The sequence below is a fragment of the Selenomonadales bacterium 4137-cl genome, from assembly GCA_032334055.1.
GTDB classification, from domain to species: domain Bacteria; phylum Bacillota; class Negativicutes; order Sporomusales; family UBA7701; genus Anaeroselena; species Anaeroselena agilis.
Map to the genome: position 1 here is coordinate 4194152 of JAUOZS010000001.1, position 14547 is coordinate 4208698.

15 protein-coding genes are annotated in these 14547 nt (G+C 58.6%); all 15 read left to right on the forward strand.

The window, feature by feature from the left end; all coding sequences use genetic code 11:
• Nucleotides 1-266: 266 nt before the first annotated feature.
• The 15 genes from Q4T40_21495 (at nt 267) to waaF (Q4T40_21565) (ending at nt 14539) form a co-directional block, all read left to right on the forward strand.
• Nucleotides 267-1619, forward strand: coding sequence for an S-layer homology domain-containing protein (locus Q4T40_21495; GenBank protein ID MDT8903813.1), 1353 nt, complete (start codon nt 267-269; stop codon nt 1617-1619).
• A gap of 145 nt (nt 1620-1764) precedes the next feature.
• On the forward strand, nt 1765-2193 hold the full coding sequence (locus Q4T40_21500; GenBank protein ID MDT8903814.1) for a hypothetical protein: 429 nt from the start codon (nt 1765-1767) through the stop codon (nt 2191-2193).
• Between the two features lie 85 nt (nt 2194-2278).
• Nucleotides 2279-3193: a hypothetical protein gene (locus Q4T40_21505; GenBank protein ID MDT8903815.1), complete on the forward strand. Its 915-nt coding sequence runs from the start codon at nt 2279-2281 to the stop codon at nt 3191-3193.
• Between the two features lie 160 nt (nt 3194-3353).
• Nucleotides 3354-4721, forward strand: coding sequence for an LPS-assembly protein LptD (locus Q4T40_21510; protein ID MDT8903816.1), 1368 nt, complete (start codon nt 3354-3356; stop codon nt 4719-4721).
• A 70-nt stretch (nt 4722-4791) separates the two neighbouring features.
• Complete coding sequence (locus Q4T40_21515) at nt 4792-5751, forward strand: PfkB family carbohydrate kinase (GenBank protein MDT8903817.1); 960 nt, start codon at nt 4792-4794, stop codon at nt 5749-5751.
• Nucleotides 5735-6223 carry a D-glycero-beta-D-manno-heptose 1-phosphate adenylyltransferase gene (gene rfaE2 / locus Q4T40_21520; GenBank protein ID MDT8903818.1) on the forward strand — a complete coding sequence of 163 codons (489 nt, stop codon included), beginning with the start codon at nt 5735-5737 and terminating at the stop codon, nt 6221-6223. Before Q4T40_21515 ends, rfaE2 begins: the two co-directional genes overlap by 17 nt.
• Nucleotides 6207-7247 (forward strand): glycosyltransferase family 9 protein, encoded by a 1041-nt coding sequence (locus Q4T40_21525; GenBank protein ID MDT8903819.1) that lies wholly within the window; start codon nt 6207-6209, stop codon nt 7245-7247. The genes rfaE2 and Q4T40_21525 overlap by 17 nt, the downstream gene beginning before the upstream one ends.
• Before the next feature lie 4 nt (nt 7248-7251).
• Nucleotides 7252-8277 (forward strand): lipopolysaccharide heptosyltransferase II, encoded by a 1026-nt coding sequence (gene waaF, locus Q4T40_21530; GenBank protein MDT8903820.1) that lies wholly within the window; start codon nt 7252-7254, stop codon nt 8275-8277.
• A gap of 166 nt (nt 8278-8443) precedes the next feature.
• Nucleotides 8444-9196, forward strand: coding sequence for a glycosyltransferase family 2 protein (locus Q4T40_21535; GenBank protein ID MDT8903821.1), 753 nt, complete (start codon nt 8444-8446; stop codon nt 9194-9196).
• Nucleotides 9193-10335: a glycosyltransferase family 1 protein gene (locus Q4T40_21540; GenBank protein MDT8903822.1), complete on the forward strand. Its 1143-nt coding sequence runs from the start codon at nt 9193-9195 to the stop codon at nt 10333-10335. Before Q4T40_21535 ends, Q4T40_21540 begins: the two co-directional genes overlap by 4 nt.
• Before the next feature lie 64 nt (nt 10336-10399).
• A complete protein-coding gene (locus Q4T40_21545; GenBank protein MDT8903823.1) occupies nt 10400-10987 on the forward strand; it encodes a D-sedoheptulose 7-phosphate isomerase in 588 nt (195 codons plus the stop codon).
• Nucleotides 10987-12009 (forward strand): D-glycero-beta-D-manno-heptose-7-phosphate kinase, encoded by a 1023-nt coding sequence (rfaE1, locus tag Q4T40_21550; protein MDT8903824.1) that lies wholly within the window; start codon nt 10987-10989, stop codon nt 12007-12009. The genes Q4T40_21545 and rfaE1 overlap by 1 nt, the downstream gene beginning before the upstream one ends.
• Nucleotides 12006-12971, forward strand: coding sequence for an ADP-glyceromanno-heptose 6-epimerase (gene rfaD, locus Q4T40_21555; GenBank protein ID MDT8903825.1), 966 nt, complete (start codon nt 12006-12008; stop codon nt 12969-12971). Before rfaE1 ends, rfaD begins: the two co-directional genes overlap by 4 nt.
• Complete coding sequence (locus Q4T40_21560; GenBank protein MDT8903826.1) at nt 12968-13492, forward strand: HAD family hydrolase; 525 nt, start codon at nt 12968-12970, stop codon at nt 13490-13492. Before rfaD ends, Q4T40_21560 begins: the two co-directional genes overlap by 4 nt.
• Nucleotides 13493-13504: 12 nt before the next feature.
• Nucleotides 13505-14539, forward strand: a complete 1035-nt coding sequence (waaF, locus tag Q4T40_21565; GenBank protein MDT8903827.1) for a lipopolysaccharide heptosyltransferase II — start codon at nt 13505-13507, stop codon at nt 14537-14539.
• Nucleotides 14540-14547: the final 8 nt, after the last annotated feature.

Genomic DNA, 14547 nt, shown 5'->3' on the forward strand with positions numbered 1-14547 from the left:
GGCAGGAATATCGTGCTTGATATAGAATATCATGCATAGCTAGCCAACGATTGGCACAAACTATGGGCCAATCATCCATATGGTCCTCTCGCCGAAGAGAGCCGACGGGGAAGAAAGGAGGTGCACCTTAGGTTCCCGGGAGCGGTTTTTGAAGTAGGCGTAGGATATGAGCTCTCTGACAAGGGAATATTGAGGCAACAAGGATACTCAACGTTTCCCTTCCTTAGGGCTCATCAAAACACAAAAAAACCTAAGGAGGAAAACACATGAAGAAAACTCTCGTTACTCTTCTCGCGCTCGTTTTTGTGCTCGGCATCGCCGGCACCGCGATGGCCGCTCCGGCCAACCCCTTCGTTGATGTTCCTGCCAAGCACTGGGCTTACGGCGCAGTTGCTAAATTGGCGAAAGCCGGCGTAGTTGACGGCTATGGCGACGGCACCTTCCGCGGCGACCGCACCATGACCCGCTACGAAATGGCTCAGGTAGTTGCCAAGGCTATGGCTAAGTCCGAGAAGGCCGATGCTGAAACCAAGGCCCTCATCGACAAACTGGCTGTCGAGTTCGCCGCCGAACTGAACAACCTCGGCGTCCGCGTTGCGAAACTCGAGAAAAACGCCTCCAACATCAAACTCAGCGGCGACGTTCGCCTGCGTTACATCCATCAGGACAAAGGCACCGCCAACCCGGCCTTCGCTCAGCGTTTCCGCCTGAACGCTCAGGCTGACATCAACGACACCACCAGCTTCTACGCTCGCTGGGTCGTTCTCAACCACAACGCCATGGGTACCTACGGTCAGACTTACACCATTCCCGACTATACGACGCAAACTTCTACTCTGACCACCACTGCTACCAACGTTCTCACTGACGCCAACGTTACCGTCAAGAGCTTCCTGCCGAACATCTCCGCGAAAGCTGGCCGTTACAGCCTGAACATCGGCGAGACCCTCGGCTACGCTGGCACCACCGGCGGCTTTGACGGCGTCGAGTTCAGCTGGAAGGAAGGCAAAGCCGCTGTCCAACTCGGCTACGCTGACCCCGGCGCGACCTTCGCATACGCCAATTCCGACTTCGGTAGCAACCCGGCCTATAACCCCTACAACAACATTATGTACACCCAACTGGGGTACAAATTCGACGACAAAGTTAAGATGAGCGCTTGGTACATGAAGAACCAGGATCAGGGCGACGCCGCCAAGAAACTTATGAAAGTTTGGGGCGTTGGCGCCACCTGGAATCTGAACAAAGACTGGACCTTCGTAGCCGACTACTGGAAAAATAGCGCCGAGACTGTCAAGACCATCGCAGGCAAATCTCCCGTTGGCAACGTTTACCGTCTGCAATACGGCCAGATGAAACCGGCTGTTCCCGGCAGCTGGCAGGCCCATGTTGAGTACACCAAGATGGAAGCCGGCTCCAACGACAGCGCTTTCACCGGTTTCTACACCGTCGTAACCAACGTCAAGTCCTGGGATGTTCAGTACGCCTACACCATGGCCAAAAACGTCACCATGGAAGCTATCTACCAGTTCAACATGAAGAATGCTGCGACCGGCAATGACTACTATGCTGGCAACGGTTCCAACCGTACCCGCATCCAGTTCAACTTCATGTTCTAAGAACCCCGATAGACCGTGCCGCAAGGCACGGTCTATTTTTTTTGTCTCCCCAGAGATTTCTCGACATTATTTTACCTTCTCGGCAGGAACGTCCCAGCGGACGGCGAATAAATATATAACAAAATCAGGAAGGTGTGTGACAAAAATGAAAAAACGTATTATCATCGGCCTGTTGGTATTCTGCCTTGCGTCCGTCGCCGCCGTTCCCGCCACCCAGGCCTTCAACTTCGGCGACATCCTCAAAGTCGGCGGCGTCGCCATCCTGGTTGACCGGTTCGCCGGACCGCTCAATAACTTCATCAACTCTCTCACCGCCAAGCATAACGCCGGCAGCGACTACGCCACCAAGGTCGTGCCCATCATCACCCTCGGCAGCGGCGGCTACGTCGGGGCCGCGCAGATAACAGGGCCGCAGGACCTTGTCGACAAAACCAAGGCCGCCCTCCAGGTTGAGGCGGATTTCAACAGCCAGCTTCGCGTAAAGGCCCTTATCCCCATTGACAGCAAGAACCCGGTAAATTTTTCGCGGGTGCAGGGGGTCGGCGTGTCGGCGATGATCGACGTCCGCATCTAAAAAATCCGTATCCTGTCGCGGTGCGGCAGGATATTTCTTTTTCCGCCACGAAATATTGTGGCAATACGAGTGAGGAGGAAGACTGATGCGCAAGATATTGATCTGCACCCTTATCGCGATCCTGGCCTTTTCCGGCCTTGCCGCCGCCCAAAGCAACGCCGAGATGACGGTCCTCGACAAGGCGGCGGCGGTGGAGAAGCTCCTCTACGGGACGGAGCAGACGGGATCGCTGGTCGAGCGGGCCGCCAAGATCGAGAGAGATATGTATGGCCGGGAGACTAACGACCCCCTGATCACCAAGGTGGACCGCGTCTACGGATATTTGAAGGAGAACTCGGCGGGTATGCCGTCATTTACCATCAAGCTAAACGCCGTGGAATGGATGCTGTCCCACGATATCGGCTCCCAGCCGGTCAAAGTCCGGCTTGAGAATCTGGAACGGGTCATGTTCGGCAGTGTAGCCCAGGGCTCGTTCGACGGCAGGCTGACAAAGCTGGTTCAGCTGGCGTTTCCCGCCGGACAGGTTGAGGTCGAAAGCGCCAGCATCGTCAAGGACAGCCTGGTGAAGATTAAAATAACAACGCCGCTTGATTCAAAGAGCAACCGCACAGGTGACGCGGTATCCTTCCAGGTGGCGGAAGACGTCTACGTCGGCGGTGTGATGGTGATCGGCAAGGGCGCTTCCGGCACCGGCAAGGTGACCAAGGTAGAGCCGGCGCGAAATTTTGGCCGCGACGCCAAGCTGGAGATATCCTTCGACAATATCGTATCGATCGATGGCACCACCATTGAAACAATCCTCGGCGAGAAAGCCAAGGAAGAGACAAAGTCGATGGCCAAAGCAGCGGGCGCGACGGTCGCCGGCCTCGTCGTCCTGGGGCCCATCGGCATCGTGGGCGGCGCCTTCGTGCAGGGGCAGGACATAACCATCCCGGCCGGAACGATGCTCTACATCCAGACCAAGGCCGACTCCGAAGTGTACGGCATAAAGACGAAATAAGGAATAGGGACGGAAAGGGCCGCAGTCGCGGCCTTTTCCCGTTTCTGCATAGTATTGCCTGACCCCGATGGGCAGGAGATAGAGGACATTTGTAGAATAATCTTTAAGATTGGAGATAATATATACAACATTTGGAATATAGGAGAAAAACATGCCAATAATGAAAAAAATGCTAGGCGGAGTGCTCCTTGCATCGCTGATAGCGTTTCCGCTCACGGCGGCGGCCGCCGATAAGGACAAGGAAGCAAAGCCGAAGTCTCAAGCCCCGATCGTCATAGAGGCGGACGAGATATACTTCAGCGACCTGAACGGCACCATGTTCGCCAAGGGGACCGTGGTCATAACCCAGGATAAGACGAGCCTAAAGGGCGACCTAATCCGCGGCAACGCCAAACAGAACCAGATCTGGATCGACGACAAGGCCAATTACAGCGAACCGGGGGTTACTCTCGACGGCTCGCAGATAAACTATAACTACGGCAACAAAAACGGGTCGATCGCGACGGCCTCGGGTAAAATCGGCAAGGATATTGTCGTCGGGCAGAAAATTGAGCTGCTCCCCGGCGAATATATCATCCACGACGGTACGATAACCGGCTGTCCCGCCAAAGTTCCCGACTACCACGTCAGTGCGACCAGGGTGGAAATCTGGCCGAACGACAAGATGATCGCCTATAACGCTAAATTCTGGATAAAGAATACCGTCATCTACTCGATGCCCAAATACCAGAAGTCGCTGCGCAAGGACGCTGCCAGCGAGTTTCCCGAGATAGGGCATTCCAGCAACGATGGCGCCTACATCAGGCAGCACCTTGAATACCCCTTCGACGATAAGTTCTCCGCTTATACCGACCTCGCCTACTACTCGCGGCGTGGCTTCAGGCCTCTCTATGGCTTGACAGACCGGGAGAAAGGTTTCACCCTGGGGGTTGTTTACGGCTACAGCGTCGACGGCAATGACAACTGGGTCAAGCGGGAACCGGAGTTCAGCCTCTCGTTCGACACCAGGCAGTTGTTTTCACTGCCGATAAATTACTCCGTATGGGGCAGTTACGGGCGCTGGAACGACTTTACGAAGTCCAGCTGGCAGAAAAGCTACGGCGTCTATTTTACCGGTTTCCCGATCAAATTCGGATCGTCGACTAGCCTGGTGCTGGGCACCGGTTTTTCCAACACCAAGCAGAGCTATAACAATTCGTCAAACAATTCCTATGTCTACGACGCCACGCTCACGAGCGAATGGTCCCCCGAATTGAGCACATTCCTAGCTTACCACTACCGGCGCAACATCTCCGACCTCTTCTCCTACAACCGTCCGGAAATGGCGCGTGAAGGCGACTTCGGCTTTAGCTACCAGGTAGACCGTCTGAATAAGTTATCGTTCGTCTGGGCGTACGATATCGGTTACAGCCGGCTCCATGATGCAGACCTGACCTGGTCTCACAACCTGCATTGCTGGCAGGCTGACATAACCTACCGCTTCAAACGCAGCCAGTTGCAGGTAAGGTTCGCCACGAAAAAATTCTAGCCCCTAAGGAGAGCAGCCTGTGGATTCTGGACTCGCGAGGTTAATCGACAATCTGTCCGGCCATAGGATCATGGTCATCGGCGACATGGTGGCCGACGTTTACCTCGAAGGAATAATCTCCCGCATCTCGCGGGAGGCGCCGGTGCTGGTGCTTGAACACGGCGGCGAAAATGTGGTCCCCGGCGGGGCCGCTAACGCCGTCCATAACGCCGCCACCCTCGGCGGCGACGCCTTTGCCGTCGGCGTCGTCGGCGAAGACGCGGCTGGCCGCGAACTCGCCGCAATCCTGGCCGGCAAGAAAGTTCACACCGCCGGCCTCATCATCGACCCCGCCCGGCCCACGATAACCAAAACGCGGGTGATGGCGGGCGGCCTGGCGACTGTCAGGCAGCAGATCGTGCGCATCGACCGCGAAGCCAAGGACAGCCTCAGCCCCGCCGTCGAAGCGCGCCTCCTGGAGTATATCGGCGCCCATATAGAAACCATGGCCGCCGTAGTCATCAGCGACTACGGCAGCATAACACTGTCGCCGGCGGTGCGCGACATGGTCATCGCGGCCTGTCGCCGCCGGGACATCCCCTGCATCGTAGATTCGCGCTACAACATCCTCGCCTTTGCCGGGGCGACGGTCGTCAAACAAAACGAGGCCGAGGTTGCGGCCGCGCTCGGGTACAAGAACCTTGACGCCGAAAGCGCGCTCGTGGAAGCGGGCGAACGGATGCTGGCCGCGATGCAGGCCGAAGCGCTTCTTCTTACCCGCGGTCCCGACGGCATGAGCCTGTTCGAGGCCGGCGGCAGAGTCACCCATATCCCGGTCTCCAACGTAAGCGAAGTCTTCGACGTCACCGGCGCGGGCGATACAGCCGTCGTCACCGCCGCGCTGGCGTTGGCAGCAGGCGCCTCGTACGTCGAGGCGGCCAGGCTGGCAAACTTCGCGGCCGGCATCGTCGTCAAGAAGCCGGGCACGGCGACGACAACAACGGCGGAATTACGCGAGGCGGTAGGAGTGTACAATGAAAATAATCGCTAGGGACGAAGCGAAAACCATCGCCGCCGGCCTAAAAACCGCCGGGCATACGCTCGTTTTCACCAACGGCTGCTTCGATATCCTCCACGCCGGCCATGTGCGCTACCTGGCGGCTGCCAGGCAATTAGGCGACCGGCTGATCGTCGGCCTCAACAGCGACCAATCCGTGAAAAGCTTTAAAGGAGCCGACCGGCCGATAAATTCCCAGGACGACCGGGCCGAAGTACTGGCCGCTCTGGCGGCGGTCGACCATGTCGTGGTATTCGGCGACCGGACGGCCGAGGGACTGGTGTCCGAAATCAAACCCGATATATACGTCAAGGGAGGCGACTACCGTGTGGAGGACCTTCCCGAGGCCAAGATCGTGGCGGCGTACGGCGGGCGCACGGTGCTCATTCCCGAGGTTCCGGGCCGCTCGTCCAGCAATATCATCGACAAAATAAAGGAGACTGCTTCCCGTGGTCCCAAGAGCTGACCGTACCTATACGAATATTCTCATCGTCAAGCTCAGCGCCATCGGCGACGTGGTCCACGCCCTGCCGGTGGCTTATGCATTGAAACAGTGCTTTCCCGCCGCCCGCATCACCTGGGTGGTGGAGAAGCCCGCCTACGACCTGCTCGCCAACAACCCATGCATCGACGAAATAATCGTTTTCGATAAGCCGAAGCTGAAAAAAGTATCCGGCATCTTTACGTACGCTCCTGGTTTTGTCAGGCTGCTCAGATCGCGGCGTTTCGACCTGGCCCTCGACCTGCAGGCGCTGTTCAAGAGCGGCGCCATCGCCTACATGAGCGGCGCACCCGAGCGCTACGTATACTGCAACACCCGCGAACTGAGCGACAAGCTCAGTCGGCGGATCTGCGGCCCCCATCAGGACGGTCATGTCGTCGAGCGGTACCTCGACGTGGTGAGGGCGCTCGGTTGTGAAGTCAAGCAAGTGGTATTCCCGATACATATCACCGACGGGGAAAGGCAGGCGGCGGCGAAAGCGGCCAAGGAAGCCGGCCTCGACCTCGACAGTCCCTATGTCCTCCTTTCTCCCGGTGCCAACTGGCCCAACAAACGCTGGCCCACAGCCTGCTTCGCCGCGCTCGCGGACAAGCTGCGGCAAGGCGGCCTCGTCTCCGTCGTCAGCGGCGGTCCCGGCGACGCTGCCCTGGCGGCGGAAATCGCCGCGGCGGCCGCCACGCCCCCGGTCGACCTGACCGGCAAAACCTCACTCAAACAACTTACCCATATAATCAAGCACGCCCGGGCGTTTGTCGGCGGCGACACAGGGCCGATGCACCTGGCCGCGGCCTTGGCGACGCCGGTGGTCGCCCTGCACGGACCCACCGACACCATCCGCAACGGACCGTACGGCAGCGGCCACAAAGCCCTCGTGACGGCGCACAGTTGCGCCGGCTGCTGGCGGCGGGCCTGCCCCAAAGGGCTCGACTGCCTGGCGGGCATAACCGTCGAAGCGGTCCACGACGCATTAAATACAATACTGGGGTAGAATAATGCTTGATCCGGCGGCGATTAAAAAAATTCTTGTGATTAATCTGGCTTATCTTGGCGACGTCATCCTCTCTACTCCTGCGGTGAGGGCACTCAAAGCGGCTTATCCGGGGGGAGAAATTGACATGCTCGTCATACCATCCACTGCCCCGGTTGCCAATGGCAATCCCTACATTAGGCGGGTCATTGTCTATGACAAGCGTGGCCGGCACCGCAATCTTTTGCGATTATGGGAACTGATTAAACAACTGCGAGCTGAGAAATACGATCTGGCGGTGGCAATGAATTTCGCTCTCCGTAGTTCCCTCATGGCCTGGGCTACCGGTGCCAAATACAGACTGGGTTACGACGCCCAGCATGCTGCGCCCTTCCTCACGCACGTCGCTAGTTCCAGCCGGGCCGCAGTGAGGCACGAAACGGAAAACTATCTCGCGTTGCTAGAACCACTCGGTATCATAACGGAGGATACGTCCCTGACCTTCCGGGTTAATCAGGAAGCGGTCGTAGCGATGAGAAGTAAGGTCAAACTGACTTCCGCCCGCCCCGCCGTAGCAGTCTGCCCCTATGGCCGTCATCCGCTAAATAGTTGGACGGACCAAGGTTATGCCGAGCTCATTAAGTATTTTTCTCAGGATGGCGACTGCTATCTCATTGGCGGACAGGCTGAAAAAGAGTCGCTCGAAAAGCTCAATGCCCTAAGCGGAGGCGCCGCCACTGTGCTAGCTGGTACCTTGAGTATCAGCGAACTCGCAGCCTTACTACAAGCAGTCGATCTGTTGATTAGCGTCGATACCGGGCCTTTACACATCGCCGGCGCGGTGGGCACACCGATACTGGGGCTATTTGGCCGCTCAGACTTCAGGGTATGGGGACCAAAGGGCGTTAACAGCAAGGTGTTATGCACGCAGCCGCCTTGCTGGCCCTGCTACCAACGGGAATGCGACCACCATGACTGCATGGGTAAACTCGGTCCCGCCGAAGTAATCGCCACTGCGGTGGCGATGCTCAAAGACCGGGATGTTTCCTAGTAGTGGGTACCCGGGTTGGGAATGTGTAGGTAGGGTGTGTTAATTACCGGCGACAGTCGGATTAACACTGAATGCAACTGCGTATTGTCACACGACAACGATGTTATTGGAAATTACCGCCGGCCGTGACGATCAAGGGGATGCCGGCAATGTTGGGAGGGTCTCGATGCCGAAACTGGCTATACTTATTCTTACTTATAATGAAGAAGTAAACATCGTTCCCTGCATCGAAAGCGCCGCCTTCGCCGACGAAGTAGTCGTTGTCGACAGCGGCAGCGGCGACCGGACGGTCGAGCTGGCCCGCCAACTGGGCGCGAAAGTCGTCACCCGGAAATTCGACGGCTTCGGTCCGCAACGCAACTTCGCCCTCACCCAGACGGATGCCGACTGGGTGATGTTCCTTGACGCCGACGAGCGGATAACCTCCGCCCTGGCGGCCGAGATGCGGAGCGCGGCCGACAGCGGCGAGCTAGCGGCGTATGAGATACTGCGCCACAACTATGCTTTCGGCCAGCGCATCATGCACGGCGGCTTCAGGCCTGACTACTCACTGCGTTTTTATCCCCGCTCCGCCATCTCTTGGGACGGGGTGGTACACGAGCAGGCCACCGTCACCGTTCCCAAGCGCAAAATGCGCGGCGTCATGCTTCACCATACCTATACCGACTGGGACCGCTACTTCGTCAAGTTCAACAGCTACACCACCCTCATGGCCCGGAAAATGCACGAACAGGGCAGGCGCGGCACCATGATCCACATTATGTTCCGGCCGTGGTGGGCCTTCCTCAAGTTCTACATTTTCCAGTCCGGCTGGCGGGATGGCCGGCTTGGCTTCATTTTGTCGGCCTTTCACTTCTTCTACACGATGGCCAAGTATGTAAAACTGTATTACCTCCAGGCGGAGGAGAAAAATCAATGAGAATCGCAATTTTCGAGTCCATCATGACCCCCGGCGGCCATGAAGTCGATTTCGACCGCCTGATTGTCGAAGAACTCGTCGCGTTGGGGCACGAAGTAAGCTTCTATGTCCCGCAGGATTTTGTCTTCCGATTCGACTACAAGGTGCCGGTCCGATATCTGCCGGGCAACACTTCCTCATACGCAGGCGTCAAGGGATGGCGCAAAGCATTGAATTCCCTCAAGCGCGAGATAAACAGGCAGCGATGTTACCGGGGCCTCTACCAGGCCGCGGCCAGAGGCGAATTCGACGCCGCGATAGTACCCACCTCCACATACCGCTACTTGAGAGCACTAAAATTCAGCGCCCTCAAGGCGCCCCCGGTGCCGATCATCTTCATCCAGCACGGCCTCAACCCGGGCGAAGTAGACGCCTATTTCCGCGAGGCCGACAACTTAGCGGCGAGCAGCAACATCAAACTCGCCGTCCTGACCTTCGGTAACGACGTCTTAGGCCGGAGCCGGCCGAACGTCCGCCTGATGTATCCGCCGGCCTACACCGCCCGCGACCTCGACTACCAGCCGAAAATGAACAAGGACGGCCCGCTCAGACTGGGCTTCTTCGGGCAGTACCGCCGCGAGAAGAACCTCGACGTCTTTCTCGACACATACCTATCCTGCCGCTTCAGCCACCCGGTGGAGCTCATGGTGCAAGGCGCAACCGTTCATCCCGATGACGCCGCCGATTTCGAACGGATAATCGCGAAATACTGCGGCGCCGGCGGCGTGTCCTTCCTCCACAAGGGACTGATCGGCCGCGAGTGGCAGGAAGCTATCGCCGGCCTCGACGCGCTCGTTATGCCCTACGCTGCCGAACGGTACCGCTACCACTGGGCGGGGATGCTGTTCACCGCCATCGGCTTCTACCGGCCGGTGGTGGCGAGCGCGCAGATCAATCCCGAAGTGTTCGCCCTGTATGACATCGGCGTGACCTTCCCCAGCGCCGGGGCGCCGACCCTCAAAGACGCGCTGGAAGTGTTCGTCAACACCTTCCCGGAGAAAGCCGGGAGCTATGAGCAGCAACTGACGGCAGCCAACGCCGCCTTTTCCCCCGCCGAATTCGTGAATAAGCTGATTGCCGTTATGGACGGAAGAGACTAGAACACCAGTGTGCCGCCCTGTGCCCAGGTAGGCTAACAGGGAAACGTCAATAGGGGTGAGACGAATGGATAACCAAGCGATGAAAAATATCGCCGAGGCGGTCTTCGCCGAGCACGACATGGTGATCGCTGCGACGCGCGGCCAACTGCTCGACGAAATCGTACGGCTGGGGGCGCTGTTCGCCCACGCAGTCAAAAACGGCAACTGCATATTTTTCATGGGCAACGGTGGCAGTGCTGCCGACAGTCAGCACTTGGCGGCCGAGTTCGTCGGCCGTTTTCAGAAGGAGAGGCGCGGCCTGCCGGCCATAGCCCTTTCGACCGACACCTCCATCCTGACAGCGGTCGGCAACGACTACGGCTTCGACGCCGTGTTCGCGCGCCAGGTGGAAGCGCTGGCCAAGGCGGGCGACGTCGTCGTCGGGTTGTCCACCTCCGGCAACAGCCCCAACGTCGTCAAAGCACTGCAGGCGGCGAAGGCAGCCGGGGCGGTCGCCGTCGGCATGACGGGGCGCAGCGGCGGTAAAATGGCGGCGATCTGCGACCTGTGCATCATGGTGCCGGCCGACGTCACCGCCAGGATACAGGAAGCCCACGCCCTCATCGGCCATATAGCCTGTCAGCTTGTCGACGGGGAGGCCGGCGGTGTTTAATGTTTAACGACAGCGGAAAGATTTTCGACCTCTTAGATAACGGTGTCGGCGATATCGCCGTCTTGGTCGTCGGCGACGTGATGCTCGACCGGTATTACTTCGGAGAAGTAAAGCGCATCTCGCCCGAGGCCCCCGTGCCAGTCACCCGCGTTACCCACGAGCACGCCACCCTGGGCGGGGCGGGCAACGTGGCCAACAATCTCTCCAGGCTGGGCTGCAAAGTCCTGCTGGCTGGCCTGGCCGGAGAGGACGAAGCCCGCGGACGCCTGAACGGACTATTGGCAGACGCCGGCATCGACGGAACCGGCCTGCTGACCGATGGCCGGCCGACCACGACCAAGCTCAGGGTGCTGGGCGGCCATCAGCAGATGCTGCGCCTGGACTTCGAGGACAGCCGCCCAGTCGGCGGCAAGGCGGAAACCGGCCTGAAGAGCTTCATCAGCCAGACGGTCGGCGCCGGACGGGTTCAGGCGGTGATCGTGTCCGACTACGCCAAGGGCCTGTGCACGCAGCGGCTCTGCCAGCATATTGTCAGGGAGTGCGCCGCCGCCGGCATACCGTTGATCGTAGATCCCAAAGGGCTGAACTGGCGAAAATACGCCGGAGCGCCGTACATCACACCTAACCTCAAGGAACTGGGCGAGGCGGCCGGGACCGATCCGGCTAACGACGACCGGGCGGTAAAAGCCCTGGCCGACAAAGTGCGAAAACGGTACAACATCGCGAACGTCATCGTCACCAGGTCGGAAAAGGGCCTGAGCGTGCTCAGCAACCAACCTGCCGTGCATATCTCCACCACCGCCCGGGAAGTATTCGACGTCTCGGGCGCCGGCGACACGGTAGCGGCCGTGTTGGGAGCCGCCCTGGCCGCCGGGATCGAATTGATCGACGCGGCGCATCTGGCCAACCTGGCGGCAGGCATTGTCGTCGGCAAACTCGGCACTTATGCCGTAACACGGGACGAACTGCTGGACGCCGCCGGACGCGAAGGCGGGCAACAGCGGAAGGAGGCGGGAAAATGATCGTAGTGACAGGCGGCGCAGGCTTCATCGGCAGCAATCTCGTCAAAGGACTCAACGACCGCGGGTTGAAAGACATCCTGGTGGTCGACGACCTGAGCCAGGGTGACAAGTTTAAAAACTTGCTGGCGCTCGATATTAGGGACTATATCGACAAGGACGACTTCCTGACGGCGCTGTGCGCCGGTAAATACGACAACGAGGCTATCGAAGCCGTATTTCACGACGGAGCCTGCTCCGACACGATGGAATATAACGGCAAGTATATGATGGACACCAACTACGTTTACAGCAAAGAGTTGCTGCATTTCTGCCAGCGGCGTCGTATCCCGTTCATCTACGCCTCATCGGCTTCGGTGTACGGCGGCGGCGAAAACGGCTTCCGCGAAGAGCCTGAATGCGAGTGGGCGCTGAACGTTTACGCCTTCTCCAAGCTCCAGTTCGACCGCTACGTCCGGCGCGTCCTTCCGGACGCGACCGCGCAGATCGTCGGCCTCCGGTACTTCAACGTCTACGGGCCGCAGGAAAACCATAAGGGAAAGATGGCCTCGGTAGCCTACCACTTTTTCCATCAACTGAAGAAGGACGGCGTAGTCAGGCTGTTCAAGGGTATCGAGGGTTATGGCGATGGCGAACAGCGGCGGGACTTCGTCTATGTCAAAGACGTTGTCGACGTCAACCTGTTCTTTTACGATAATCCGGACAAAAGCGGCATCTTCAACTGCGGCACTGGCCGGGCCAACACCTTCAACGCGGTCGCCAACGCCGCGATCAAGGCTATAGGCGACGGAAAGATCGAATACATCGATTTCCCCGAGATGCTCAAAGGAAAGTACCAGAACTTTACCGAGGCCGATCCGGCACAGCTTCAAGCGGCCGGCTACAACAGACCGTTCACAGAACCGGAGGAGGCGGTAGCCGATTACTACCGGTATCTCGCTACCGGCGGCTACCTGAAGCGGTGAAGGGGGGGAAAGCCGGGCGACCGGCTGCTTTCTTTGACCGCGACGGCGTGCTAAACGTCGACAAAGGCTATCTGTACCGCAGCGAGGAGTTCGAGTGGATTCCCGGCGCTGTCGAAACGATCAAGCGTCTCAACGACCAAGGTTTCCTCGTGTTCGTCGTGACCAACCAGAGCGGTGTTGCCCGCGGCTACTACCGCGAGGAAGACGTCGTCAGACTGCACGCCTGGATGAACGGCGAACTCGCCAACCACGGCGCCAGGATCGATAAGTTCTATTACTGTCCCCACTACACGGAAGGCCCAGCGAGGGAGTACGTCAAAGCCTGCCAGTGCCGCAAGCCGCTGCCCGGGCTAATCCTGGCGGCGTTCGCCGAGTGGGACATCGACCGGGAGAAGTCCTTCCTGATCGGGGACAAGGATTCCGATCTGGCGGCGGCAGAGGCGGCGGGGATAAGGGGGTACAAGTTTGCCGCCGGCAACCTGGCCGCCTTCCTCAAGACAGCGAACGTTATCCGGGAGTAGGGTGAAACGCTTTTGTACAAAAAGATTCTCGTCATTAACCTGATGCATATCGGCGACCTGCTGCTTGTCACGCCGGTGCTGCGGACGCTCAGGAGCAATTTCCCGGCGGCCCGCATTGCCCTTCTGGCCGACGCTAAAATAGCCGATCTGGTGAAGTATAACAAGAATATCGACCAATTGATCGCTATCGACAAAAAAGGATATCACGACAAACTGGGGAATTACATAAAATTAATCCGGGAAATCAGGCGGGAAAAGTTCGACCTTGTCGTCAACCTGCACCGCAACGAGCGGGCGTCCTTCCTGGCCGGACTCAGCGGGGCGGACAAGATTGTCGGCTACTCGACCTTCGGCCCCCATCTGCTGTTCGACAAAGTGATGGAGAACCGCAAAAGGATCAAGCACCAGGTGGAGGCCCATTTCGACGTGCTGAGGGAGACCTTGGGGATCACAGCGATCGACGACCGGGGCATCGAGATGTGGCTGGATGAAGCCGCTGAGGCCGAGGCGGCCAGGTTGTGGATTGAGTCTTTCGGCGAGGAAGAAGCGCCGCCGGTCATAGGCCTGAACAATGGGGCGAGCTGGCCGACCAAGCGGTGGCCCAAGGAGTACTTCGCCGACCTGGCCGACAGGCTGCTCGACAGAGGCTACGGGGTGGCGTACTTCGGCGGGCCGATGGATGTGGAGCTGGTTCGGGAAACGACGGCGATGATGAGGAACGCCGACCATCCGAAGCTGGTTGTCTTCACCGGCCGGGTCAACCTGCTGGTGCTGGCGGCGCTGTTTAAAAAATGCGCCGCACTGGTGACCAACGATTCGGGGCCGATGCACATCGCCGTAGCGATGGATGTGCCGCTGGTGTCAATATTTGGCGCTTCGCCGGTGACGGGGTTTTCCCCCTATAACGACAAAAGCGTCGTCATCAAGTCGGACGCCGACTGCCATCCGTGCTACGAGCACCACTGCGACACCCTCCACTGCATGACAGGCATCAGCGTCGACAAAGTCCTCGCGGCGACCATGGAGATTATAGAGAAAAGCAAGTAATTGTTTGT

Bases quoted from the DNA above. Each gene is read 5' to 3' on its own strand.
- Q4T40_21495 (MDT8903813.1), top strand. From the start codon at position 267: ATGAAGAAAACTCTCGTTACTCTTCTCGCGCTCGTTTTTGTGCTCGGC.
- Q4T40_21500 (MDT8903814.1), top strand. From the start codon at position 1,765: ATGAAAAAACGTATTATCATCGGCCTGTTGGTATTCTGCCTTGCGTCC.
- Q4T40_21505 (MDT8903815.1), top strand. From the start codon at position 2,279: ATGCGCAAGATATTGATCTGCACCCTTATCGCGATCCTGGCCTTTTCC.
- Q4T40_21510 (MDT8903816.1), top strand. From the start codon at position 3,354: ATGAAAAAAATGCTAGGCGGAGTGCTCCTTGCATCGCTGATAGCGTTT.
- Q4T40_21515 (MDT8903817.1), top strand. From the start codon at position 4,792: ATGGTCATCGGCGACATGGTGGCCGACGTTTACCTCGAAGGAATAATC.
- rfaE2 (MDT8903818.1), top strand. From the start codon at position 5,735: ATGAAAATAATCGCTAGGGACGAAGCGAAAACCATCGCCGCCGGCCTA.
- waaF (MDT8903820.1), top strand. From the start codon at position 7,252: ATGCTTGATCCGGCGGCGATTAAAAAAATTCTTGTGATTAATCTGGCT.
- Q4T40_21535 (MDT8903821.1), top strand. From the start codon at position 8,444: ATGCCGAAACTGGCTATACTTATTCTTACTTATAATGAAGAAGTAAAC.
- Q4T40_21540 (MDT8903822.1), top strand. From the start codon at position 9,193: ATGAGAATCGCAATTTTCGAGTCCATCATGACCCCCGGCGGCCATGAA.
- Q4T40_21545 (MDT8903823.1), top strand. From the start codon at position 10,400: ATGGATAACCAAGCGATGAAAAATATCGCCGAGGCGGTCTTCGCCGAG.
- rfaE1 (MDT8903824.1), top strand. From the start codon at position 10,987: ATGTTTAACGACAGCGGAAAGATTTTCGACCTCTTAGATAACGGTGTC.
- rfaD (MDT8903825.1), top strand. From the start codon at position 12,006: ATGATCGTAGTGACAGGCGGCGCAGGCTTCATCGGCAGCAATCTCGTC.